This window comes from Mesorhizobium sp. WSM3873 (assembly GCF_001672445.1).
In the GTDB taxonomy this organism is placed as follows: domain Bacteria; phylum Pseudomonadota; class Alphaproteobacteria; order Rhizobiales; family Rhizobiaceae; genus Mesorhizobium.
The window spans coordinates 139,737-160,295 of sequence record NZ_LYTM01000005.1 but is presented as its reverse complement, the minus strand read 5'-3'; the positions used below and the strand labels follow the sequence as shown (position 1 = coordinate 160,295).

Annotated in this window: 22 protein-coding genes and 4 pseudogenes; 15 read left to right on the top strand and 11 right to left on the bottom strand. The window is 63.1% G+C overall.

The annotated features are described in order from the left end of the window. Nucleotide 1: 1 nt before the first annotated feature. Entirely contained in the window at nucleotides 2-787 is a 786-nt protein-coding gene (locus A9K71_RS05270) for a DUF3800 domain-containing protein (protein ID WP_197504189.1), read from the bottom strand. Nucleotides 788-979: 192 nt separating this feature from the next. Between A9K71_RS05270 and A9K71_RS05265 the strand changes: the two genes are divergently transcribed. Continuing rightward, nucleotides 980-2,200, top strand: a complete 1,221-nt coding sequence (locus A9K71_RS05265) for an ISNCY family transposase (RefSeq protein ID WP_197504188.1) — start codon at nucleotides 980-982, stop codon at nucleotides 2,198-2,200. A 198-nt stretch (nucleotides 2,201-2,398) separates the two neighbouring features. Here the strand turns inward: A9K71_RS05265 and arsC are convergent. From arsC to A9K71_RS05250, 3 genes and pseudogenes are all read right to left on the bottom strand, one after another. Next, nucleotides 2,399-2,803, bottom strand: a pseudogene (gene arsC / locus A9K71_RS05260) (arsenate reductase (glutaredoxin)). After that, nucleotides 2,800-3,498, bottom strand: a complete 699-nt coding sequence (locus A9K71_RS05255; RefSeq protein WP_066991325.1) for an MIP/aquaporin family protein — start codon at nucleotides 3,496-3,498, stop codon at nucleotides 2,800-2,802. Before A9K71_RS05255 ends, arsC begins: the two are co-directional and overlap by 4 nt. A gap of 32 nt (nucleotides 3,499-3,530) precedes the next feature. Then, nucleotides 3,531-3,878, bottom strand: coding sequence for a metalloregulator ArsR/SmtB family transcription factor (locus tag A9K71_RS05250; RefSeq protein WP_066991322.1), 348 nt, complete (start codon nucleotides 3,876-3,878; stop codon nucleotides 3,531-3,533). A gap of 472 nt (nucleotides 3,879-4,350) precedes the next feature. Here A9K71_RS05250 and A9K71_RS05245 point away from each other — a divergent pair, with 472 nt between their 5' ends. The 5 genes and pseudogenes from A9K71_RS05245 to A9K71_RS05230 all read left to right on the top strand — a co-directional run bounded on the left by A9K71_RS05245 (nucleotide 4,351) and on the right by A9K71_RS05230 (nucleotide 8,882). Then, nucleotides 4,351-6,039 (top strand): ParB N-terminal domain-containing protein, encoded by a 1,689-nt coding sequence (locus A9K71_RS05245; RefSeq protein WP_066991319.1) that lies wholly within the window; start codon nucleotides 4,351-4,353, stop codon nucleotides 6,037-6,039. Between the two features lie 90 nt (nucleotides 6,040-6,129). Then, the gene (locus A9K71_RS05240) at nucleotides 6,130-6,600 is read left to right on the top strand and encodes a hypothetical protein (RefSeq protein WP_066991315.1); all 471 of its coding nucleotides are present in this window, start codon (nucleotides 6,130-6,132) and stop codon (nucleotides 6,598-6,600) included. Then, nucleotides 6,600-7,485, top strand: a pseudogene (locus A9K71_RS05235) (hypothetical protein). The gene A9K71_RS05240 and the pseudogene A9K71_RS05235 overlap by 1 nt, the downstream one beginning before the upstream one ends. Continuing rightward, a pseudogene (locus A9K71_RS29855) lies at nucleotides 7,482-7,816 on the top strand (hypothetical protein). Before A9K71_RS05235 ends, A9K71_RS29855 begins: the two co-directional pseudogenes overlap by 4 nt. Nucleotides 7,817-8,294: 478 nt before the next feature. Then, nucleotides 8,295-8,882, top strand: a complete 588-nt coding sequence (locus tag A9K71_RS05230; protein ID WP_066991312.1) for a hypothetical protein — start codon at nucleotides 8,295-8,297, stop codon at nucleotides 8,880-8,882. An 83-nt stretch (nucleotides 8,883-8,965) separates the two neighbouring features. Here A9K71_RS05230 and A9K71_RS05225 read toward each other — a convergent pair whose 3' ends face one another. Together A9K71_RS05225 and A9K71_RS05220 are read right to left on the bottom strand one after the other, a co-directional pair. Then, the gene (locus tag A9K71_RS05225) at nucleotides 8,966-9,439 is read right to left on the bottom strand and encodes a type II toxin-antitoxin system VapC family toxin (protein WP_065006340.1); all 474 of its coding nucleotides are present in this window, start codon (nucleotides 9,437-9,439) and stop codon (nucleotides 8,966-8,968) included. Continuing rightward, nucleotides 9,436-9,738 (bottom strand): type II toxin-antitoxin system Phd/YefM family antitoxin, encoded by a 303-nt coding sequence (locus A9K71_RS05220; protein WP_065006339.1) that lies wholly within the window; start codon nucleotides 9,736-9,738, stop codon nucleotides 9,436-9,438. The genes A9K71_RS05225 and A9K71_RS05220 overlap by 4 nt, the downstream gene beginning before the upstream one ends. Nucleotides 9,739-11,038: 1,300 nt before the next feature. Here A9K71_RS05220 and A9K71_RS05210 point away from each other — a divergent pair. Both A9K71_RS05210 and A9K71_RS05205 read left to right on the top strand, forming a co-directional pair. After that, the gene (locus A9K71_RS05210; RefSeq protein WP_066991306.1) at nucleotides 11,039-11,965 is read left to right on the top strand and encodes a zincin-like metallopeptidase domain-containing protein; all 927 of its coding nucleotides are present in this window, start codon (nucleotides 11,039-11,041) and stop codon (nucleotides 11,963-11,965) included. Between the two features lie 96 nt (nucleotides 11,966-12,061). Then, on the top strand, nucleotides 12,062-12,340 hold the full coding sequence (locus A9K71_RS05205; protein WP_066991432.1) for a DUF2285 domain-containing protein: 279 nt from the start codon (nucleotides 12,062-12,064) through the stop codon (nucleotides 12,338-12,340). A 381-nt stretch (nucleotides 12,341-12,721) separates the two neighbouring features. On the opposite strand, the gene A9K71_RS31170 is transcribed toward A9K71_RS05205, so the two are convergent. Beyond that, complete coding sequence (locus A9K71_RS31170; RefSeq protein ID WP_156752594.1) at nucleotides 12,722-12,898, bottom strand: hypothetical protein; 177 nt, start codon at nucleotides 12,896-12,898, stop codon at nucleotides 12,722-12,724. A gap of 248 nt (nucleotides 12,899-13,146) precedes the next feature. Between A9K71_RS31170 and A9K71_RS05200 the strand changes: the two genes are divergently transcribed. After that, on the top strand, nucleotides 13,147-13,548 hold the full coding sequence (locus tag A9K71_RS05200) for a single-stranded DNA-binding protein (protein WP_066991303.1): 402 nt from the start codon (nucleotides 13,147-13,149) through the stop codon (nucleotides 13,546-13,548). 356 nt (nucleotides 13,549-13,904) lie between these two features. On the opposite strand, the gene A9K71_RS05195 is transcribed toward A9K71_RS05200, so the two are convergent. Continuing rightward, nucleotides 13,905-14,222, bottom strand: a complete 318-nt coding sequence (locus tag A9K71_RS05195; protein WP_066991300.1) for a hypothetical protein — start codon at nucleotides 14,220-14,222, stop codon at nucleotides 13,905-13,907. A 323-nt stretch (nucleotides 14,223-14,545) separates the two neighbouring features. On the opposite strand from A9K71_RS05195, the pseudogene A9K71_RS05190 reads away from it, so the two are divergent. Next, nucleotides 14,546-14,929: pseudogene (locus A9K71_RS05190) on the top strand (RES family NAD+ phosphorylase); the annotation flags it as partial. Nucleotides 14,930-15,160: 231 nt separating this feature from the next. Here the strand turns inward: A9K71_RS05190 and A9K71_RS05185 are convergent. After that, the gene (locus A9K71_RS05185; RefSeq protein WP_066991430.1) at nucleotides 15,161-15,415 is read right to left on the bottom strand and encodes a WGR domain-containing protein; all 255 of its coding nucleotides are present in this window, start codon (nucleotides 15,413-15,415) and stop codon (nucleotides 15,161-15,163) included. Nucleotides 15,416-16,112: 697 nt separating this feature from the next. On the opposite strand from A9K71_RS05185, the gene A9K71_RS05180 reads away from it, so the two are divergent. Together A9K71_RS05180 and A9K71_RS31165 are read left to right on the top strand one after the other, a co-directional pair. Then, nucleotides 16,113-16,439: a DUF736 domain-containing protein gene (locus tag A9K71_RS05180; protein ID WP_065010517.1), complete on the top strand. Its 327-nt coding sequence runs from the start codon at nucleotides 16,113-16,115 to the stop codon at nucleotides 16,437-16,439. Nucleotides 16,440-16,872: 433 nt separating this feature from the next. Beyond that, entirely contained in the window at nucleotides 16,873-17,622 is a 750-nt protein-coding gene (locus A9K71_RS31165) for a hypothetical protein (protein WP_156752593.1), read from the top strand. Between the two features lie 60 nt (nucleotides 17,623-17,682). Here A9K71_RS31165 and A9K71_RS05170 read toward each other — a convergent pair whose 3' ends face one another. Beyond that, nucleotides 17,683-18,315, bottom strand: coding sequence for a helix-turn-helix transcriptional regulator (locus tag A9K71_RS05170; RefSeq protein ID WP_245299528.1), 633 nt, complete (start codon nucleotides 18,313-18,315; stop codon nucleotides 17,683-17,685). Between the two features lie 28 nt (nucleotides 18,316-18,343). On the opposite strand from A9K71_RS05170, the gene A9K71_RS05165 reads away from it, so the two are divergent. The 3 genes from A9K71_RS05165 to A9K71_RS05155 are packed head-to-tail and all read left to right on the top strand — an operon-like array spanning nucleotide 18,344 to nucleotide 19,663. Further along, nucleotides 18,344-18,919, top strand: a complete 576-nt coding sequence (locus tag A9K71_RS05165; RefSeq protein WP_245299527.1) for a hypothetical protein — start codon at nucleotides 18,344-18,346, stop codon at nucleotides 18,917-18,919. A 55-nt stretch (nucleotides 18,920-18,974) separates the two neighbouring features. After that, the gene (locus A9K71_RS05160) at nucleotides 18,975-19,289 is read left to right on the top strand and encodes a single-stranded DNA-binding protein (RefSeq protein ID WP_066991286.1); all 315 of its coding nucleotides are present in this window, start codon (nucleotides 18,975-18,977) and stop codon (nucleotides 19,287-19,289) included. A gap of 2 nt (nucleotides 19,290-19,291) precedes the next feature. Beyond that, nucleotides 19,292-19,663 (top strand): hypothetical protein, encoded by a 372-nt coding sequence (locus tag A9K71_RS05155; protein WP_066991283.1) that lies wholly within the window; start codon nucleotides 19,292-19,294, stop codon nucleotides 19,661-19,663. Between the two features lie 284 nt (nucleotides 19,664-19,947). Here A9K71_RS05155 and A9K71_RS05150 read toward each other — a convergent pair whose 3' ends face one another. Further along, nucleotides 19,948-20,379, bottom strand: a complete 432-nt coding sequence (locus A9K71_RS05150; RefSeq protein WP_245299526.1) for a hypothetical protein — start codon at nucleotides 20,377-20,379, stop codon at nucleotides 19,948-19,950. Between the last annotated feature and the right edge of the window lie 180 nt (nucleotides 20,380-20,559).

Below are 20,559 nucleotides of genomic sequence, written 5' to 3'. Positions count from 1 at the left end.
CTTATTGCGTTGCCCTCGGGGCATTGGTGCGAATACCGCTTCGTTTGGCTGCCCGGTGCAGCCGGTGCTCGAAATGATTGGCAAATACCTTGTAGTCGGCGTAGGCGTCCTTGTCGCACCAATATGCGCCGAAGCGGCCAACCAGGCCGGCAATCCAGTCGGCGGCCTGCAAGGTCTGGTATCGGTGGCTCTCCAGCTGGAATGGCGGCTCGATGAGCCGCTTTCGCGGCTCCCCGGCGCCATACATGCTGCGTGCCGCCGCGGTTATGAGGTTCTGGCGCTGGTCGTGCTCATCGAGCGCCAGGATGAAGTGGCCCTTGGGATCGCAGTCTTCCGCGCAGAAGGAGTCGATCCGCTTGATGGCTTCCAGCAGCACCCGGTTGTAGAGGTAGTTCGGATTGTGCTTGTCGGGCGGCAGGTTCTTCTGAAGCCCGACATAAAAAACGAAGCCGCCGATCGTCTCGATCTTGTTCAGAAGCCGGTTGGTCGTGTTGCGAAGCTCACGATACTTGGTGACATTGGTCACTGTGTAGAGGCTTGCGCCTTTCTTCTCCCAAATCGCCGGATGGACGCCAGCCCTCTTGATCTCAAAATCCAGAAGCTCGCATTTTCTTTGGAAGAACCACGTGCCGAAACCGCGCACCTCATTCATCGGCAGCACGAGCCCGGCCAACCCGAAAACCGGGCTCTCCTTGTATTTTGCATCCTGGCGATCGACATAGGGACCGATATGGCCGAATTCATCGAGATAGGCGATGTAGGTCAGATCGTACCCCCCCAGAAGCACGAAAACCCACGCTTTTGGCGTGGGTCTCGGAAAGAGGGCAACAAATCCGTTGCGCCTCACGGTCCCGTAGCTAGGGTTTTTGCCTGCGCTTGTCAAGGTGGCAGCCCGATATACTGTCGTAAGCACACGAGTTGTCCGGATTAGGTAGCAGATGAGTTGTCCGGTTTTATCGCCAGCGAATGGAGGCTGGGGATGAAGCGGACAGCATGGCTACAGGACCGGAGAATGCAGAAGTTTCGAGACGTTTTGAGCCGCTGGAATGGCGGCGATCTTTCGATGATGGAGGCCGGCGAGTTGCTGGGCATGTCGGAGCGGCAATTCCGGCGTTACCGGGACCGTTATGAAGAGGCTGGGGAGGCAGGGTTGCTGGACCGGCGTCTGGGCAAGCTTTCGACGCGTCGGGTGCCTGCGGAAGCGATCGAGGAGATGCTGGAGCTTTATCGTCATCGCTATCTTGGCTGGAACGTGAAGCATTTCCACGAGCACCTGCTGCGCGATCATCATTTCAGCTGGGGCTACACCTTCATCAAGACGCAGCTTCACGCGGCGGGTCTGGTGGAACGGGCCAAGCGGCGCGGTGCTCACCGGCGCAAGCGGGAGAGGAAGCCGTGCGAGGGGATGATCCTGCACCAGGATGGCAGCCGGCATCGATGGCTGGCGGGTGAGCCGATGCTGGATCTGATCGTGACGATGGACGATGCGACGAGCACGATCTATTCGGCCTTCCTGATCGAGGAGGAAGGCACGGCGTCGAGCTTTCGGGGGCTTCTGGAGACGTTCGTCGCCAAGGGATTGCCGTCGAGCCTCTACAGCGACCGCGGCAGCCACTATTTCGTGACGCTCAAGGCCGGCGGAGCTGTCGACAAGATCCGCCTGACCCAGGTTGGCCGGGCGCTCGAGAGGCTGGGTATCGAACATATTCCGGCCTATTCCCCTGAAGCCAGGGGGCGCTCGGAGCGAATGTTCTCGACCTTGCAGGATCGGCTGCCGAGAGAACTGGCGCTGGCTGGAATTGCCGATATCGAGACCGCCAATCGCTTCATCGCACAGACCACCTGCCGGCTCACAATGCCCGCTTCGCCAGGCCGGCCGCGGTTGAAGACAGCGCCTTTGTCGCCGCCGATCCGCAACAACTGGCCCAGATCCTGTGCATCGAGGAGGAGCGCGTCGTTGCCCGCGACAACACGATCGCCTTCGCGCGCCTGCGATTGCAGCTGCCGAAAAGTCCGATCCGGCATCACTTCGTCAAAGCCACGGTCAAGATCAGGCAGTACCCGGATGGCACGCTCGCAGTCTTCCACGGGCCGCGCCGCATTGCTCGATACAGGCCCGACGGCGCCGCAATCCAAGACACTTGCCCCATCAGGCAAGCTGCGTGAACCGCTTCGACGCAAAACTGAAGCGGACAAATGATGTGCTACCAAACCGGACAACTTGATTAGCTACCGACAGGTGGCAGCCCGATATATACCGCTCTGTCGATAGTGCCTCAATCCAGCTGCCGCTCTCCAGTGTTGAATGACGATCCTCGACCCGAAAATCAAATCTGGTCATGCATCTTCCTCGCGCGTCGTGCTCTCTGCCCGGTCGCGACGCCAGAGCAGCTGCCGATCAGGCCGGCGTGTAGGTGTTTTCCCCGTCCTCTTTCGCGAAATCGCGCACCGGATCATCGAGCAGCGGCAGCACCACCTCCGAAGGCCGGCATAGCCTTGTGCCCTTCGGCGTCTCGACGATCGGCCGGTTGATGAGGATCGGGTGGGCAAGCATGAAATCGATCAGCTCGGCGTCGCTCCATTTGCGGTCGGCGAGGCCAAGCTCGGCGTATGGCGTGCCCTTCTCCCGCAGCAGTTCGCGCGGGGTGATACCCATCGCCGCGATCAGCTAGACCAGCCGCTCGCGGCTCGGCGGCGTCTTGAGGTATTCGATCACCACCGGCTCTTCGCCGCTGGCGCGGATCATGGCGAGCGTATTGCGCGAGGTGCCGCAGACGGGATTGTGAAAGATGGTGACCGTCATGACTGTGCCTTCTGTGGCTGGGTTTGCCGAATGATCTCGGGCCGCAGCAGCCAGCCCATCAGTGCCAGCGCGATCAAGGCGCCGAGCAGCTCAGCGACGATGAAGCCCGGCAGATCGATCGGTCTGATGCCGGAGAACGTGTTGGTAATCGAACGCGCCAACGCCACGGCCTGATTGGCGAAGGATGTAGAGGCGGTGAACCAGTAGGCGCCGGTGATGTAGAGGCCGACCAGCCATGGCACCGCGCGTTGCTCGAAGCGGAGGCCTGAAAGAATAACCGCGACCAGGCCGAATGTCGCCACGGTCTCGGAGAACCATTGCGCCGGCCCGGCTCGCAGCTTCGTCGCGACTTCCAGCACCGGCAAAGCGAACATGAGATGCGCCGCGATCGTACCGGCGATGCCGCCGGCGACCTGGGCCACCAAATAGGCCGGAAGATCGCGGGCAGGCAGCGACCGATTGAGACAGAAAACCAGCGAGACGGCCGGATTGAAGTGGGCGCCGGAGATCGGCCCGAGGATTGTGATCAGGACGACCAGCATGGCGCCGGTCGCCAAGGTGTTGCCGAGCAGCGCCAGGGCCGTGTCATGCGTCAGGGTCTCGGCCATGATGCCGGAACCGACGACTGTCGCCACCAGCAGGCCGGTGCCGAGAAACTCGGCGGCGAACTGGCGCGGAAGATCGAATACTGTCATGTGATGCTGCCTGGAACGAAGTGAGTTGATTATTACCGGGTCCTGGTGCCGGGCTGACAGCAGGCGGCGGCGAGCGCGGGTGCGCAGATTTCGGGACGGCCTGAGCAGCAATCCTCCATCAGGAAGCGGATCAGGCCGGACAGAGCGTCGTATTCGGCGCTGTAGACGACTGAGCGCGCGTCGCGCCGCTGCGTGACGAGGCCGGCGCGCTCCAACTCCTTGAGATGGAAGCTGACGTTGGACGGTGAGACCTCGACCTGCTCGGCCAGCGCACCGGCGGCAATGCCATCAGGCCCAGCCACCACAAGCAGTCGCATAACGCGCAGGCGCGTCTCCTGCGACAGGGCGCCAAAGACGATCAGGGCTCGATGTTCATCCACGTTTCAATAATCCTTGAAATATCGAAACGAGGAATAGCGAAGATACTCTCCCTCAACAACCGGGAAATGGCCTCTGCGCTGCGATGGACCGTCCGATCCAACTTTCCGACGCGCTGGCCACCCCACAGGCTGGAGGCGGTCAGCTACCCCAAAGGACGAGGTGGCGCGCGGTCCTGGCTCGCGAGCATTCCGCCGGACGGGGCGGTTGCAGGCAGTACCGGGGGGAGAACAAAGAAGGAAGGAACGGCTGGTCGCTGATCGGGCTGGCCGCCGCCGCTTACGCTCAACCGCGCCGCTCGCGATCCCGGCCCGTCGTCCTGCGCAGGGCTGAAAGCCCCGCTGGTCCGGCCAGGCAGGGATGCTCGGCCGCAGTTGCGCCGGCCCGCCCGCTCCGCGGTTGCCGAGGTGTCTTCGGGAAGAAGACCAGGAAAGACGGCTCCAACGGCCGGCTCAATCTCGAAAGGAACATCCCATGCATCTCATCAAAGTCGATCCGCGCGCGCTGAAGGAAAACCCCGACCGCACGCGCCAGACAAAGTCCTCACCGCAGGCCGACGCGCTGCTTCTGGCCACGATCAAGGCGGTCGGCATCGTGCAGCCGCCTATCGTCGCGGCCGAGGTCGACGGCGGCAATGGCTATATCATCAATGCGGGCCATCGCCGGGTGAAGCAGGCGATAGCCGCGGGTCTCGAGGAAATCGAGGTCCTGGTCGAGGAAGCCGCAAGCAACAAGGGTGCCATGCGCTCGATGATCGAGAACGTCGCGTTCGAACCCCTTAATCCCGTCGACCAGTGGCGGGCGATCGAACGCCTGGTCGCGCTCGGCTGGACCGAGGAGGCAATCGGCGTTGCGCTCGCGCAGCCGCTGCGCCAAATCCGAAAACTGCGCCTGCTGGCAAACGTCCTTCCCGCCATGCTCGACCACATGGCCAGGGGCGACATGCCCAACGAAAGCCAGCTGCGCACGATCGCTTCCGCCTCGCTTGAAGACCAAAGGCAAGTCTGGAAGAAGCACAAGCCGTCGAAGGCCGATCCGCAGGTGTCGTGGTGGAGTGTGGCGCAGGGCCTCACAAAGACCCGCATGTATGCACGCGATGCAAGCTTCGGCGACGACCTGGCGCAGGCCTACGGCATCGCCTGGGTCGAGGACCTGTTCGCGCCAGCCGACGAGGATAGCCGGTATACGACCGACGTCGAGGCTTTCCTCGGCGCCCAGCAGGAGTGGATGACGAACAATCTGCCCAGGAAGGGTATGCTCGTCGAAGTCAACGGTTGGGGCCAGCCGGAACTGCCGAAGAAGGCAGAGCGGGTCTACGGCAAGCCCGCGAAGTCGGACTGCACGGCGATGTATCTCGACCGCGACGGCAAAGTGCAGTCGGTGCACTACCGTCTCCCCGAGGCCAAGAAGGCCAAGGCCAAGGGCGATAGCGGCGCCGGCACCGACGGTGCGGACGACGCCGGCATCGTCTCGGCGTCGCGCCCGGATGTCACCCGCAAGGGCATCGAGATGATCGGCGATTTGCGCACCGACGCGCTGCATGAGGCGCTTGCCCGCGCCCCGATCGAGGACGACACGCTGATGGCGCTGCTTGTTCTGGCCTTCGCCGGCCAGAATGTCAGCGTCGCATCCGGCGCCCGCGACATCTCTTATTTTGGGGCGGCAAGCCTCGGCGAACACGCAGCGCGCTTGTTCAATCCGGAGGGCGTCCTCGAGTTCGACATGGACGAGTTGCGTGCCGCGGTGCGGTCGCTGCTGATTGACGTGCTCTCCTGCCGTGAGAACAGGTCGAACAGCGGCATTGTCGCGCGCGTGGCCGGCGATGCGATCGGCGCGGATGATTTTCTGGCCAACATGGGGAGCGAGGAATTCCTCTCCTGCCTGTCGCGTTCGGCGCTCGAAGCATCCTGCAAGGACACGCCGGTCCTGCCGCGCCAGAAGGTCAAGGACACTCGCGCAGCACTCGTCGAGCACTTCAGGGAGGGGCGCTTCGTTCATCCAGCGGCCCTGTTCGCACCGGACAGGGCAAAACTTTCGTCCTGGCTGACAAGCAAGGCAGCCACCGGGGAAGACGATCCCGGCGAACACGCCGAGGACCCGCAGGCGGCTGAGGATGCTGGCGGCGCTGAGCGCGAGGACGCTTTCCGCGAAGCGGCCGAATAGCGGCCCCAATTCTTCCTTCCGATCGCCATCCCGCCGCCGGCAAACGCCGGCGGCGGTCCTGTTTTGACAATCAGCACATGGAGGACTTGCATGTCCGCGCATCGCATCTTCCGGGCCCCAATCGGCTCGCTCATCGCCTGGTCCGACGCCACGCCGCGGCCGCCGGAACGGCACCGCAAGAAGCTGTCGCAATGGCAGTCCAACAACAGCAGGGGTCGTCTGATCCGCAAGCAGGGTGAAGCAGTCGTTGGCACTATCAGCCTGCCGGCGAGCTTCACGCTGCACGAGGCCGATTACGGTTCGGGCGGTGTCGTCGCGGTGCGCGTGCTTCGGACGTTTTCGCTGGACAGCCGATTACGCTTCACGCTTCTCGAACGGCCGGCCATGGGCGCGGTCCGCGTGCTCGACCGGCGCGGCGAGGACGCCGAGTTGGTCCATCTCGCCCCAAATCGCGCCGATGCCGAAGAATGGCTGACGCGGCACTTTTATCCGAACGCGGTGCTCGATCAGATCACGGCGGATGAGATCGCGGCGGACCATGTCGAGGGGAGGGCCGCGTGATGACCGATACTCCTCGACGTTCGAACAAGAACTCCATCTCCGGCTCTCCGGAGGTGGAGTTCGGCCGCAGCGCTGACGGCGTCTCCGTCGCCCGCCTGGTCGATACGACATTTGCCATGCTGCCCGCGAGCGAGGGGCGGCACTATCTGGCGACCGGCTGGCGTATCCGCCGCCCGCTCGCCGAGTGGACGCGCTCGGATTTCTACGGTCATTGCGGCGAGCTCGCCGACGAGGCGGCGTTCCGGGCAAAAGTTCTGGAGCAGGCGGAGCACGCCCGAGAGAAGCGTGCGCTTGCACGACAGGAGGTCAGGTCCACAGCGCAAACGCCGTGGGGGGCCATCGCAGGGCGCCACCGTCTTCGCCGACGGCGTTACCTGTCATTCGACCGCGAGCCATGGGGGGTTCCATCTCTCGCCCGAACGCAATTGCAAGGTCGACGCCCGGCTGCGCGGCGCATGGTTTCTATGAAGAAGACGAGTGTGGGCGATCGTCGCCTTCACCTTCCCCGATCTCTTCACCAGCTTTGAGCGTCGAAGCGCGGAACGCATCATCAAGGAGAGCTTTCCGGATGCGTGGGAAGAGATCACCGGCAACGTGCTTGCGGCCGGCCAATCCCGCGAGAAAGATCGACGCGCCTTCGAGGCGGAACACGCCGCCGACTGGATCGTGGTCTCCGCAATCAGGGCGGATTACAAAAAGAGCTTCGTCGAGGTCATCGCCACGCCGGGTGGCAGGCGTGGCGTCGGCAGCGAGGAACGCCGCTTCCTCGTCCCCGCCGACGAGTATGTGATCGGCCGGTTCGGCTTCGTCATCGATCCTGACCGCCACGTCGTCTATGGCGGCCCGTCGAGCTTTGCCGGCTGGCAGGGCAGGCGAAGATCATGAGATTACCGTCCCACCGCCGTGCCGAGCTCTTGCGCATGCAGGAGAAGCCCGCCGACAGGTCCAGCGGCAGCTCGACCTCATCGACCGGCAGATCAATCGACGCATGACGGCACTGATGCCGAAACTACGGTCGCGCGAGTCGAGCTATCGTCGAGGGAAGGATCGGGATGGGAGCGCCTTTCTCGAGCGCTACCGGTCGCATCTTGCCGCCCTCACGGCGGAGCGCCAGCCGGAGATCGATGCGCTGTCCCGAAAGCTCGCGCGACAGGATCTTGCGATCGCCCGTTTCCTCGAGCGGCATGGCGGTTGTCTCGATGGTCGCGCGGCGTGAGAATCAGCCTGTCTGCCGCGAGGGGAGGTAGGTGCCTTGTTCGGCAGCGGCCTCGGCCGAATTGTCGGGGCACAAGCCGGCTCATCTTGTGGTGACGCGACCGGCACAATTCCCCACCAGACTGCAGCGGAGGCGGTGGTGTCACGGCAAGCTGTGCTTCTGTTCTCATGTCGAGGGTCAGGCTCCTTGGCCGGGGCTCCCTTCGTTCGGTGTGCGGTCCTAAACCGGCGGCCGTGCGCTTCAAGGCCGCGTTCCGCGCCGCAGGGCGGCCGGGAGAGCCGCTCTCGACATGGCGGGCCCGCGTCCCGCGCGAGGGCTGGTGAGCCCTGCTTGGACGCAAACCCACCATGCTCGATCTGGCCCTCCCGGACCCTGAAGCGCCCGTCTTTCCGCCGGTTTTGTCTGGACCGCGCCCGAAGGGAGCGCCGGCCAAGGAGCCGGCGACAACCTTCGGCGGAACCGAAGCAAAGGAAATCCCATGACCAAGACCGCTCGCACTTCCCGTCAGTCCGCCCGCGTCGTGCCGCTGCGCAAGGGCACTACCCTCGAAATGGTCCGGCTCTGTTGTCCGGACGCAAGCCAGGCCAGCCTGATTGCCGAAAGCTTCGGCCTGCCCATTCTCGACAGCGACGGCATCCGCGATCTTCACGAAAGGCTCATCATCGACACAGCCGAGGCCCTCAATGACGGCCTGGGCGAGAGGGCGATGCAGATCCACCTGCAGCGGATCGTCGGCGCCTTCGTCGGCTCGGCGCGCGGCGCCGGCCAGTTCTACAGCCGCGCGGTGACCGAGGCCCGAGACGCAACCGCCAAGGCTGCCAACGACACCCGCGACGAGGATCTCGACGGTCCGGTCGGTTTCGACAGCGCCGCCCAGCGCAAGCGCGAGTTCGCAGCCGACATGGGCGTCCAGTCCCACGCGCTGCGCATGGCGGCGGAGGGCGCGGTCGCCGCCTACGAGCAGGTCGTCGGCGAGCGCTGGAAGCCCTTCGAGCGTGCCATCGAAAACCCCGGCCAGAGCGTCGACCGCAAGGCCGCCGAACTCCAGCTGGCGGCGCTCGGCTGAGCCCGCCAGGGCGAGGCCTCAGCCTCGCCCACCATCCCGCAAGCTGGGGCCAGTTCCTGATGGGACCGTCTTTTGTTCCGCCGCTATCTCTCCCTGCCACTCAGCGGGCTGAGTGGGAACATTTGCGCATCGTCATTCCACGGATCGAAGACGATTGCGCCGGAAGACCGCGCGTCCTTCACGTTGCGCGTGACCAGATAAAGATCGTGTTCGAGCGCGCTCGCAGCGAGCATTGTATCGATGACCGGCGGCGCATGTCCGCTTACGCGCTTGACCTCGCCGGAAATCCGGCCCCAGCGCCGGACGATCGTGTCCCCGAGCGACAGGACGCGCCTGCCGAAGCGCTCCGCCAGCGCATCGCGGGCCGCTATATAGCGCGGCCGCTCGGCGTGATCGGCGGCAAGGTTGTGGATGCCCTTGTCGTATTCGGCAAGCGTCAGCACGCTGATGTGGAAGGTCTCCTCGTCCTGTCCCTCGGCCCAGCGCTTCACAGACGGCGCGCCCTGCGGATTGATGAGGGCGGCCACGACATTGGTGTCGAGCAGCCAGCCCCTCACAGCTCCACATCCCGCCCGTGATCCAGCTCGCGCTCGAGATCGAGCCCGCCGAGATGCAGGCTCTCCATGAACTGCACGAACGGCGGACGGGGTTTCTCAGGCGCCAAGCGCTCGAACTCTTCGACGCTCATCACCACGACCGCATCATGGCCGCGCACGCTCACCCGCTGCGGCCCCTCCTCGCGGGCGTGCCGCACCACCTCGCTGAAGCGCGCCTTCGCGTCCTCGAGTTTCCATCGTCCTGTCGCCGCGCGGGGCGCTGCCCGCTTCGCTTTCGTCAGTTCTGTCCGCTTGCCCATAATCTCATACCTAGTCAGCTGGTCAGATATATAACGCGCGCAAAGCGCTCGTGCCAGCGTATTCGGTCGCAACGGAGGCAGAAGACACCGAGGCCGCCAGCACGTCCGCTGCTGGGGCTATCGCAACTGCACACTGCATCCAACGTCCCAGACACGATGAGATAGTTGGTTCGAAATGATGCCTGTCCTGTTATAATTCCCCAGCCGGCGTTTGGGGTGGCAGCAATGTCATTGTCGCGCTACCGCGGTATCTACTGGCCCGCTGAGCTGGACATGCTCCAGCGGGTATTTGATCAGCTGTGCAACGGGTGCCGTCTCGCCAAGAAAGACAGGGAACAGCGGGAATACCTGGCCAGGGAAGTTTTCCAGGCTTTCGATGACGGGATTACGGACGAAGCGGACCTGCTACAGGCCATTTCGAAGAGGCGGAGAGCCTGATGCCACCCGCGTTATCTTGCGGTCGCCCGAGCTGAAGGTCTTGTCGTCGAAGTAGCCTGGGCGCTGTCGCGCTATCGGCGAGCTGCCATTCTTCGCCACGCTCAGGTCAGAGCTCTTCCGTCACGAAAGCTTGGCTGGACGAGCCGGACATACGAGGCCCGGCCTGCTTATCCGGGAGGGGTGACACAACGTGAGCAGGTCGGGCCGTGCCCCCTGTTGATGGAGCACCGCGATCGTGTTCCCACGTGGCAGAAGATGCAAGCAGGTCTATACGCTTGCAAAAGAGCCCGACCGCAGGGCACGCCGCAGGCATCTTGACCTGTCTCACGGGCCGGCCCGCCTCGAAACTTCACCCGGCCGACGCTCGGCCTGGCCGTATCGACTTGGTGGCCCTGCTGCAGTTGCACCTAGCCCCGCCTGCTATCCTTGGCGTGCCGCTTTGCCTTGCGCCATTCTCAAGCCACAGGTGACCACCGCAGGGCGCCGGGATTGGACCGGATTTGCTTGTGTCATCGAGGCTCCGACGATGTTTGCCGGCGCGGAAACCGCTGTGCCAATCCCATCTACTGTCATGCAGCCAGTGGAATAGCCCCTCCGAAACGAATTGAGTCCCTAAGTCCGTTCGCGCGGCGCTCGCAAGCCCCGCGGCTCCGGACCGTGTTGGCGCGTTTCGCGCCTGTCCGCACTTCGTGCCCCGTCCCGGAGGTCGCTCCTGCCGGGTCCGGCGCCGCACGCAACGGCTTCGCCGTCCTCCACAGTCGTTTCGGCCCTGCGGGTGCCCGCGCCTCCTGATCGCCCCGGCTGACGGACCGCCGTGACGGGGCCGCGATGGACGCGGCCTCCAGAATGGAGGTTCAGGAAAATGAGCAGGAAAGAAAAAGGATCACGGGCCGATATCTACGCGAAGATCACCGAGAAGATCGTCGCCGATCTCGAAAAGGGTGTACGCCCATGGGTCAAGCCATGGAGTGCGGGTCATCCGAGTGGCAGCGTCACCAGGCCGCTACGCCACAACGGGCTGCCCTATCAGGGTATAAACACGCTGCTTTTGTGGTCCGAAGCGGTCACGCGAGGCTTTGTTTCACCCTACTGGATGACATTCAAGCAATCGGTCGAACTGGGCGGCCATGTCCGCAAGGGCGAAACCGGAACCACGGTCGTGTATGCCGGCAGCTTCAGCAAGACCGAAGTCGATGCCAATGGCGACGAGGTCGAGCGCGGCATTCCGTATCTCAAAACCTATACGGTCTTTTGCGTGGATCAGATCGACGAGCTGCCATCGCATTACTACGCAGCAACGGAGCCCACGGCTGGGCCCGTCGAGCGCATCGAACATGCAGATCGCTTCTTCGACAATACCGGCGCGGTGGTCCGCTATGGCGGCGACAAGGCGTTCTACTCCCCGGTCACCGATCATGTGCAGCTGCCTCGGCCGGAGCTGTTCAGGGACATGGCGTCTTTCGTCGCTGTGAGGGCACACGAAACCCTGCACTGGACCGCGGCTCCCGATCGTCTCAATCGGGACCTGAGCCGATACCACAAGGATTGCACGGACAGGGCACGCGAAGAGCTTTTGGTGGAAATTGGGAGTGCAATGATCTGCGCGGACCTCGGGATCGTCCCTGAGCTGGAGCCGCGGCCGGATCACGCAAGCTACGTGGCCTCGTGGCTCAAGCTGCTCGACGGGGACCACCGAGCGATCTTTACAGCTGCAGCGCATGCACAGCGCGCCGTCGCCTACCTGCACGGTTTGCAGCCGCAGTCTCAGACGATGGGTGACGCGGCCTGATGTTCCATTCTTCTCCGTCTGGGTGTGGTATGTCGGCCAATGGTCCCCAAGTTTGTCCTATCTCTGTGGACGAGAGCACCCGAGAAAGGAAAGCTGATGCCTGAGCTAGACCCGCATGTTGCTGACGAAGTGCCCTGGTCCGACAGGATCACCCCTTACGATGACCGGCACAAGGTGATCTACATGCGCCTTCTCGATGCCGAGGCGGACGGCGCTGACTGGCAGGAGGTCGCCCGGATTGTGCTTCACCGTGACCCTGTGGCCGAGCCAGAGCGCACCCGCCATTGTTGGGAAAACCATTTAAGACGGGCAAAATGGATGACGACAACCGGCTACCGAAAACTCCTTGCCGGCGATCGCGACCCCCTGCAGTAAAGCGCCATCACGGTCGCGCCGGCACGGCCGCGATGATCGTGCAGCTCTGATCCCTCGTGGCTTGGCTGCCGCCTCGGCGCACGGCCGCGATGCGGAAGCAGAGCTGTCATTGGCCCGCATCACTGACGCACCGGATGACGGGAACATCGGTTCGAAGCGTTTCGGACAGCCCCGCGGAGAGGGGCGATCCGCGCACGGGCAGGATGGGGTGTCGCAGGGTCGTGTTGGGCTGGTGCGAGTCCGCCGGCGAGCGACGGAGGCCTGGCTCGATCGGGGCGGTTCCGCAACGCGCCGCGACGCCCTTCTCCGGTTTCGGAATGGCTGCATGCGCGGAGCCGGGATCCGTTCGGCCTTCCCGTGGAGACGTTCGGCACCTCGCCACTAGGCTGAGCGTGGCGCATTGCCTTCGGCCTGCTGCGACGCTGCCGTTCGCTCGAACACAGCCGCCATCGCTCGGGCAGGGATCGGGAGGTCGCCGGAAGCGATGAACCCCGCTGCGCCGCGCCCGGCATCGAAGGCGTCGCCGCGATGGTGCCGGCGTCGATCCTTCACCGCCATCCTGTCTCCGGTTTCGCTGCCGGTGCAAAAAAATCCCTCCGAAACGAAATAAGCCCCTAAGTCCGTTCGGTTTCCGACCGCAACCCCCGCGGCGCCGGACCGTGTTGGCGCTTCGCGCCTGCCCGCGCCACTCCGGGCGTTGGGGGCAAGCCTGGCGCGTTCCGCTCCGGTTGCAGGCGGCTCCCGACGGCCTTGGCCGGGTCTCGTTCGGAGGGACTTCTCCCCCGGACGAGCAAAGGAGACAGGAAATGACCAACATCGTTCTTCTCGCCGGCAACATCGGCAACGACCTCGAAACCGCGACCACCCGCGGCGGCACCAGGATCACCGACTTCCGGCTCGCAACCTCCCGCCCCCGCCGCATCGACGGCAAGGTTGTCAAGGGCGAGAACGGCTACGCCGAGCAGGACACCGAATGGCACCGCATCAAGTGCTTCAACGGCCTGGCCGAGACGGTGCAGAAGCATTGCGTGAAGGGCATGAAGGTGGCGGTCCGCGGCCGCATCCACTACACCCAGTGGACCGATGGCGACGGGATCGAGCGCTACAGCTCTGAGATCATCGCCGACGGCATCGACTTCCTCGCCTGGCCGAAGCAGCGCGACGGCGCCGGCGACCAGACCGAAGCTCGGGATGAGATTCCCTTCTGAGCCAGCAGTGAATGGCCCCGCCTGCAAGGCGGGGCCATGCTCGGCGATGTTTCGATGCTTCCGCCGACGGAGGATCAACTGCCTGGAGGCTGCGATATCGCCGCAGGCATATCGAGACATGATCGGCGAATGTGAACGCCTGCATGGCATTGACGGGAGTCATTTGCGCCCTGATGGGATAGTTGCCCGCGTCCGGCAATTTCCCTGAGGCGAACAGGATGTAGACGTTGGTGTTCGGCACGAGGACCGGCGCCGGCCAGATCGACGTCCGCAACCGCGATCAGCCTGTTTGGTGATCGCGGCTTCAACTGGTTCTTTCCTCGTCGGACATGTAGCGCCGACGTGCCGCGCGCAGATCAGACGTCAAGCTTCTGGCCCGGGCCAAGGCTAGCATGCGTGCGCTTGAGGAACGAAGCCACGGGGTCAGGCTGGGCGAGGGTGGCCAGCACGAAAATGCCAAGTTCGGTCGGCGATTGGATGCCGCTGTCCCGCTTGGCCGCCTCGATCAAGGCCTTCGGTGCGCGGAAGGAAAGATGTTCGGTTCTCTCATCATCGAGCAGGCATGCCTGCCTGGCGCACTCGAGCGCCGCAGCCAGCTCTGGCGCCCTGGTGACCGGACGCGTTTTTTCCGAAGCCTGGCCTCGCGAGGCCTTGATGGTGTTGGTCGCGATCATCTTCGTGTTCCCTGATCGTGAGTGTGCAGTATAGAGCGCTTTGTCACATAAAACGAAGGCTCAACCGATGCTCGTCGGCTGGTGAATCCGACAACGCGCGCCATCTCAATGGTCGTAAGACTAGCCGGTGTTGGTTTTCGGGCGATACCGGGACATGAGCTGGACGAGGTCGATTGGGGCGCACTCGGTTTGTGTCACGGCGCGACTGTCAGAAACTCCCGCAGCTAAGGTTCATGCGCTATTCGGTAGCAAGCGTCACCAACCGTGAACTGCCGCGCCGACGCGCATCGCCAGACGGTTTTAGGACCGGATAGCTTTTGCGCCAGGCGGTGGCGCTGCCCGAGACCATCCATCATCACGAGAGATTCATGGCCGCCACCCATGAGGATCCTGGCTGGACTTCCGACTTCCGGGTCCTGATCGGGAGCGTGGACCTGAGCCTTGACGACGTGAACGCCGTTCCCGAAGTCTTGCACCCGAACGACTATGGCCCTTCGCAAGTCGAGGGGCTCGGACTGCGGGCGGCTGGGAGCGACGGACTGACGTGGAACAGCGTGAGGATGCCAGGGGGAAGCTGCATCGGCGCCTTCTGGCCAGATGTCGCTAGTATTCCGAAGCAGGGACGGCACTACTGCTACCATTGGAACGGCTCGTGCGTGGACTTCGTCCGCCGGTATGACACCAGCACCGTGCTTGCGGTTTCCTGAGGTCTGATGCGGCTGGGACACCTTGAGCGCGCGTAGTCCTGAATGTCGCGGCATGGCCGCCTCAAGCAGGGGTTATTGCTGTCTTGGTGCGCGGGTCATTGCCATCTCGATGAGCCGCGTCATATTGCTGACAACCGTGCCCGAATAGTCGCGGCGCTGCACTGCGTTATGTTCCAACACGCCGTCACAGGCGGTGCTCGCCTGCGATCTTTTGCGCGATGTCGCCAGCCGCTAGTCCGGATCACAGTTGCGATATCCGCGACGGCGCTTGGCGCGCTGAAACTTCATTGATGCGGTGGCCGCACCGTCTTCGCTATCGAAGGTTTCAATCATCGACTGGCCGCTGGTCCCTATGCGGCCCCAGTTACGGATGACGGATGCTCCGCCGAACAAGGTCGGTTGGATCGCAAGCGTATAAAACCGCCGCATGTTCTTAGATGGGTCGATGCGCCGAAGATGAACGGGCCCTGCCCCTTCGTTTTCCATGGCCGCAGCCTCACTTGGCTTGGAAGCGGCGTCCAACGAGTTCTTTGAATCCAACCGGCTCGACCGATTCATTGCGGTTATGAGTGCGCGCGATCGCTTCAGGAGGTCATGATCACCGCGGTGACCAGCAAGCTCGTCGTCGCACTATGCGTGATCGAAGGCGCAGGCGTTGGACCGTGACGAGCAAGCGCGTGGCAATTCGGCGCCTGGGCCTGATCAGCCCCGCCGGAACCAAGTAGGAGACCCGTTGCTGTTAATTCTCGACATCAAAGACTGCTCTCATCGCCTGAACCTTTGGCGGCAGGGCGGGATCAAGATGCGGCCGCTGGAGGGGCAACCGGGTAGGCCCAGACCTCGTGCCTCTGATTTCGGGGCGGATCGATCGTGCCGCTTGTGCCGGATGCATGGCGGACATTCCGATATCGCCAGTATCGTTCTTCTGGAACGGATGCCCGGACCCTCCCTGAACGGCCTCTCTTAGGGCTGGGTCTGACGCCGGTCCGGCCGTTGCCTGCAACGGCATCGCCAACCTTCTTCCCCTGCGGCTTCGCCGCATTCCTCGCGGGACAACAAGCTCGGCTTTCGCCGTCCTCCGCTCCGCTGCGGCCCAGTGGATGCAGTCGGCCGGACCGTCGTCTCACGACAGCTATCGAGGCCGCACAGGGCGGCTTCGGACAAACCAGTCAGGAGAACGAACATGGCTACTATCGGCAATTTCCAGCAGGCCGGCGAAAACGAATTTCACGGCGAGATCGTCACCCTTTCCCTCCAGGCCAAGAAGGTCCGTATCGTTCCCGATACGCGCGCCAGCGGCGAAAACGCACCCAGCCACCGCGTGCTCGTCGGTCGAGTCGAAATCGGGGCCGGCTGGTCCAAACAGTCCAACGAGGGCCGCGCCTATCTGGGCCTCAAGCTCGACGATCCGAGCTTCACCGCCCCAATCTACGCCAACCTCGTCGCCGACGAAGGCAGCCAGAACTACAACCTCATCTGGTCTCGGCCGAACCGTCGTAACGGCGACTGACGAAGACGCGATGGCGCTCCGCAAACGGCGGGGCGCCATTCAGATGGCCCGGCCGCTCAGCGCCTCAGGTCGATAGCTGGACGTGCATGGGAGCGACCTCGGGCAAACCGTAGGAGATACGAACCGGCTTGCATGCTGAGCCCGGGGAATTCTTGCCCAAGTCAGGCGGCGATCTCAACGACCGCCCGTGTACTTTTGATACTTTACTTCGGGCGTTGCGCCTTGCAAACATGCCGAGTGAGTCTGAGCGGAGGAAAAATCGAGCACAAAAAAACCGGCGCGGAGGCCGGCTTTTCCAGGGAATAGGCTACAGGAGTTGGCGCTCCTGATCTCGCCCGAAGATTTTGCGAGACCGTAGCCCGACCTTCCCGTCATTGCAAGAGAAATTGCGCTTCCGCGCCACGGCTTTGCACGACCTGGCGAAGGGAAAGAAATGGATCTCTATTCAACGTTGAGCCTATGGCTCACGAACATTCGGTCATTGGCCGAGCTGGACGATTTTTGCCGGCAGATATGGAAGCTCTACGGCGAGGAGTCGCTGGGCGAGGACGATGCGGAGCGGCTTTGCGAGAAGGCTGAACGACAACGTTGCGATCTCAAAAAGGCCCCCGCTGGTGGTCGATCGCTGCCTCGCTCTTGTTATCCGCAACGCGCGCGCAGCGAGCGAAGCCGGCGCGAGGCTGCCCGCGGCTCCCGAGATCCTAAGCGGTGGGGGCGCAAGCGGCGTCTTGCCCGCATGCAGGCTGTCCGGCCCGAGTTCGCCGGCGCGTTCACCGAAGGGGAGAGCGCGGCGCTCTATATCGTCATGTCGGACTGCCGACAGCACGGCAGATGCGACCGATCGGTGAAGGAAATCGGCGATCGCGCCGGCGTCGGGCCGACCACGGTTCGCAATGCGCTGCGCAAAGCAAGCAGGCTCGGCTTGCTGCGCATCACCGAGCGCCGGCAGTGGCGAGCCAGGAACCTCACCAATCACATTGTTGTCGTGCATCGTCGTCAGATCGACTGGATCGCGAAATTTCGGCCCAAACTCGGCCTCAAATTTTATCCGACAGGCTTCAAAAAAGCGGCGTCCACAGGAAGCTCCCGCAATAAACAGAGCGGACGACCGTTTGGCAGCCGATCCGACTGGCCGCCGGATGGGCCGAAGCCATTCCCCAGTCACGCATTGCCGACCGGCTGACGCCTTAGTCGCCAAAACCACGCTTGCCGCCGAACCCCTAAAGGCTGCACGCGGCTGTTTTTAAAGCAGCCTTGGCGATCGGCCGCGCCTGTTCAAGCCGGTTGGTGCTGGCTGTCGGCGTTCCTGGAACAGGAAGGTTGCCGGATCGCGACCGAGCGCATCGCCGACGGCGGCGATCGTATCGACACTGATGTTGCCAGCCGCGCGCTCAAGCTTTGTGAAAGTGATCTCCGAGACGCCCAGTAACTCCGCCATTTGATAGCGGAGCAGATTGCGGCGCTCACGCTCGCTGTTGATGATGTCGGCAAGGCGCGCGCGGATCGATTTTTCGGTGAGCTTGTGCGCCCACGGTTCCAGCTCGGCGCCGCCGACGAGAAGTGTCGCGATCGACACCTCTAGCGCCTGGGCCATTTGTTCGACCGTGCGCAGCGTCACGTTGTTTCGTTTTCTCATGGTGCGGATGTAGGTGCGGTATGCCAGCCCTTGACCAGGCGATGTCTTGAACAGTTCCGCCATGTGTTGGTGGCGAAGCTTTCGCTTACGGCGCTCGGTGTCGAGGAACCACGCGATATTGTCCCGAAGAGGGTTGTTCACCTCGCCCGCTTCGTTTGGCAGCATGAATCTATGTATTCTCACGAACCCGCCCGTTCGGTCCGCTCTTTTCCCTGAGCAAAATCCATAGTAAAGTGTCAAAAAGTCTCAGAAGAAAAGTGCCATCACCATGCTGAAATATCTCGTTGTAAGTGCTGTCGCGATTGCAGGCGCCGCGTCTGTTCCGTCCCAAACATTCGCATCCGAGTGGGGGTGTCAGGTCCTGCTTTGCCTGTCTGGTGACTGGCAGGGCACGCCGTCTTGTCATCCACCCATTGACCGGCTGATCGACACCATGGGTTTGCCCGGGTTTTCGTGGCCGACTTGTCCGCAGGCCAATTCGTCCGCCGCCAATTACGACCCGTACGAGGCCTGCCCGCAGGGGTGGACGCCTTACGCGCCGGCCAGCGACCACCCGGGGCAAGAGCAGGCCAGCATGTGCCGAATCGCGGCTGGCAATCTCGGTCAGCCTGCCAGCTTTGGAGCGCGGCATGATCAGGCCGACGGAAGTCTGACGGGGACAATCCAGCTCGGCGACCGCACCGTGCCGGTCCAGCTTACCAATGTCTCCAGCGGAGCCCATAACGATCGAACGACCACCTATTACGACATTCAACGCCCGCGCCGCGCGAAGCCTTACTACATCGACTACGACGACGCGAACGGGCTGCGGCAGCGCATCTGGTTCAACCTTAGCAGACCATGATCCCGAGTCACCCCGGCTGGCTAAATTAGTTGCACGAAATGAGGGAGTTACCCCGATGAAAAGCGTCAACAGGTTCACCATTCATGGCAATGTCGGGTCGGTCGCGCCCTTCGACAAAAGCACGAGGGTCAACATTGCCACCAATCGCAATTGGCGCGCCGAACAAGGCCATCCCAAGGAAGCCACCGATTGGGTCCAGGTGACGGTCCTGGAGGAGAAGCAAGCCGCCTGGGTGGCGGAGAACGCCAAGCCCGGCGATGTGGTCTTGGTCGAAGGCCGCATCAGCAACAACTCTTTCAAACGCAACGGCGAAACCGTCTATACGACGGACCTTATCGCGTCGACGTTCAACGTTTTTCCGAAGCCGTAATCATGTTCAATGCGGGGGCCCTTGTCATGGCGGCGGCATCCGGAACATTGGTCGGCATAGGCGGCACGCTCGCATTCTATCCGACTCAAGGCCAGCTCTCCGCGGCGATTGCGTCCGAGCCGGCGCTGTGTGCGAAAATGGCCGCGTCCGGCCTTGAGATTCCATCGCCGGCCGAGGCTTTGGGCGCTTTCCGGCGAGCGAAAAATACTGATCAAGCGACGTTGCGCATCGGAGAGTGCTCGAAGAACATCATGGGACCCGGCGTGCAATGCGCCGTGAAGTACAAGCTTCGCACATCCTGGAAAGGCGAAGGTGATGGCGTTGTCGCGTTCTCCAGGGGACCCGATGGCTGGCAAGCAGTGCAGCTGCAATAATGTCTGCTTGCGAAGGTCCGGATTCGCCGCAGCTCTGCGGTCGATCAGTACGCCCCTCCAAATCCTTCCTGCGGTTATCGCCCGCTGGTGGCACCGGGCCTATCTGACCCGCAATCCGGTCCGTCCCGTCGAAGCATCTTCTTTTGTGTCGCCGCAATTCCCATGCCCAAAGAGCCGGAGCCGGAGCGCGCCTCCAATAGCGCCGTAGGGACGGCGGAGGCCGGAGATAACGGGCCGCTGGCGGGAAGCCCTGCCGTCCCTGGCGCGGGCCCGGTTCGCGGCGTTCACTTGTGTGGGGTGCAATAGACGCCTTGGGATTCCAAAAGGACGGCGCCACCCTTCAATTCAGTGAGGGCACCCACCCAGGCGTCGGAATAGGTGCGACTGGCGTCCACCGCCGTCAGCCAGATGACGCGGTTGTCGGCAAGCTCCACCTTGACCTCGCTTTGGAGAGGGCTTGCCTGCACCGTTTGTTGATAATGCCGCTTGATGCGCACATTGCCGCTCGCAAACTCGATGTTGTTGTTGTCGTAGTTGAGCAGGAATGAAGCATCCCCTTTTGCGACCTTGCAGGAGCCGTCGCGTTCACACACGATTTTTGCTGCCGTGGCGCAATCCCATCGCAGCCCGGCGGGCCACATCGGATTGCTGCCGGTCGCCTTGGACTGATCCCCTGGAGCGGCGGCGCCGACGCTCGCAGCCGCCGCTACGGCCACCAATATTGCCCTAATCATACGTTCCGCACACCTTACTGTTCGGCACCATCAAGATCAGCCGCCACGCTGGCGCATCATGCCGACGGAGGCAAGCGCGCTGTAATGCGCCAGCGTGGCGGCTGCCGCATCAGCGCGGCCTCGCAGCCGTCGCGCGTCGAGATCTCGGCCAAAGCTGCCCTG

Coding starts and splice junctions, on each gene's coding strand:
- A9K71_RS05265 (WP_197504188.1), top strand. CDS start 980: ATGAAGCGGACAGCATGGCTACAGGACCGGAGAATGCAGAAGTTTCGA.
- A9K71_RS05255 (WP_066991325.1), bottom strand. CDS start 3,498: ATGACAGTATTCGATCTTCCGCGCCAGTTCGCCGCCGAGTTTCTCGGC.
- A9K71_RS05245 (WP_066991319.1), top strand. CDS start 4,351: ATGCATCTCATCAAAGTCGATCCGCGCGCGCTGAAGGAAAACCCCGAC.
- A9K71_RS05240 (WP_066991315.1), top strand. CDS start 6,130: ATGTCCGCGCATCGCATCTTCCGGGCCCCAATCGGCTCGCTCATCGCC.
- A9K71_RS05230 (WP_066991312.1), top strand. CDS start 8,295: ATGACCAAGACCGCTCGCACTTCCCGTCAGTCCGCCCGCGTCGTGCCG.
- A9K71_RS05220 (WP_065006339.1), bottom strand. CDS start 9,738: ATGGGCAAGCGGACAGAACTGACGAAAGCGAAGCGGGCAGCGCCCCGC.
- A9K71_RS05210 (WP_066991306.1), top strand. CDS start 11,039: ATGAGCAGGAAAGAAAAAGGATCACGGGCCGATATCTACGCGAAGATC.
- A9K71_RS05205 (WP_066991432.1), top strand. CDS start 12,062: ATGCCTGAGCTAGACCCGCATGTTGCTGACGAAGTGCCCTGGTCCGAC.
- A9K71_RS31170 (WP_156752594.1), bottom strand. CDS start 12,898: ATGGCGGTGAAGGATCGACGCCGGCACCATCGCGGCGACGCCTTCGAT.
- A9K71_RS05200 (WP_066991303.1), top strand. CDS start 13,147: ATGACCAACATCGTTCTTCTCGCCGGCAACATCGGCAACGACCTCGAA.
- A9K71_RS05195 (WP_066991300.1), bottom strand. CDS start 14,222: ATGATCGCGACCAACACCATCAAGGCCTCGCGAGGCCAGGCTTCGGAA.
- A9K71_RS05185 (WP_066991430.1), bottom strand. CDS start 15,415: ATGGAAAACGAAGGGGCAGGGCCCGTTCATCTTCGGCGCATCGACCCA.
- A9K71_RS05180 (WP_065010517.1), top strand. CDS start 16,113: ATGGCTACTATCGGCAATTTCCAGCAGGCCGGCGAAAACGAATTTCAC.
- A9K71_RS31165 (WP_156752593.1), top strand. CDS start 16,873: ATGGATCTCTATTCAACGTTGAGCCTATGGCTCACGAACATTCGGTCA.
- A9K71_RS05165 (WP_245299527.1), top strand. CDS start 18,344: ATGCTGAAATATCTCGTTGTAAGTGCTGTCGCGATTGCAGGCGCCGCG.
- A9K71_RS05160 (WP_066991286.1), top strand. CDS start 18,975: ATGAAAAGCGTCAACAGGTTCACCATTCATGGCAATGTCGGGTCGGTC.
- A9K71_RS05155 (WP_066991283.1), top strand. CDS start 19,292: ATGTTCAATGCGGGGGCCCTTGTCATGGCGGCGGCATCCGGAACATTG.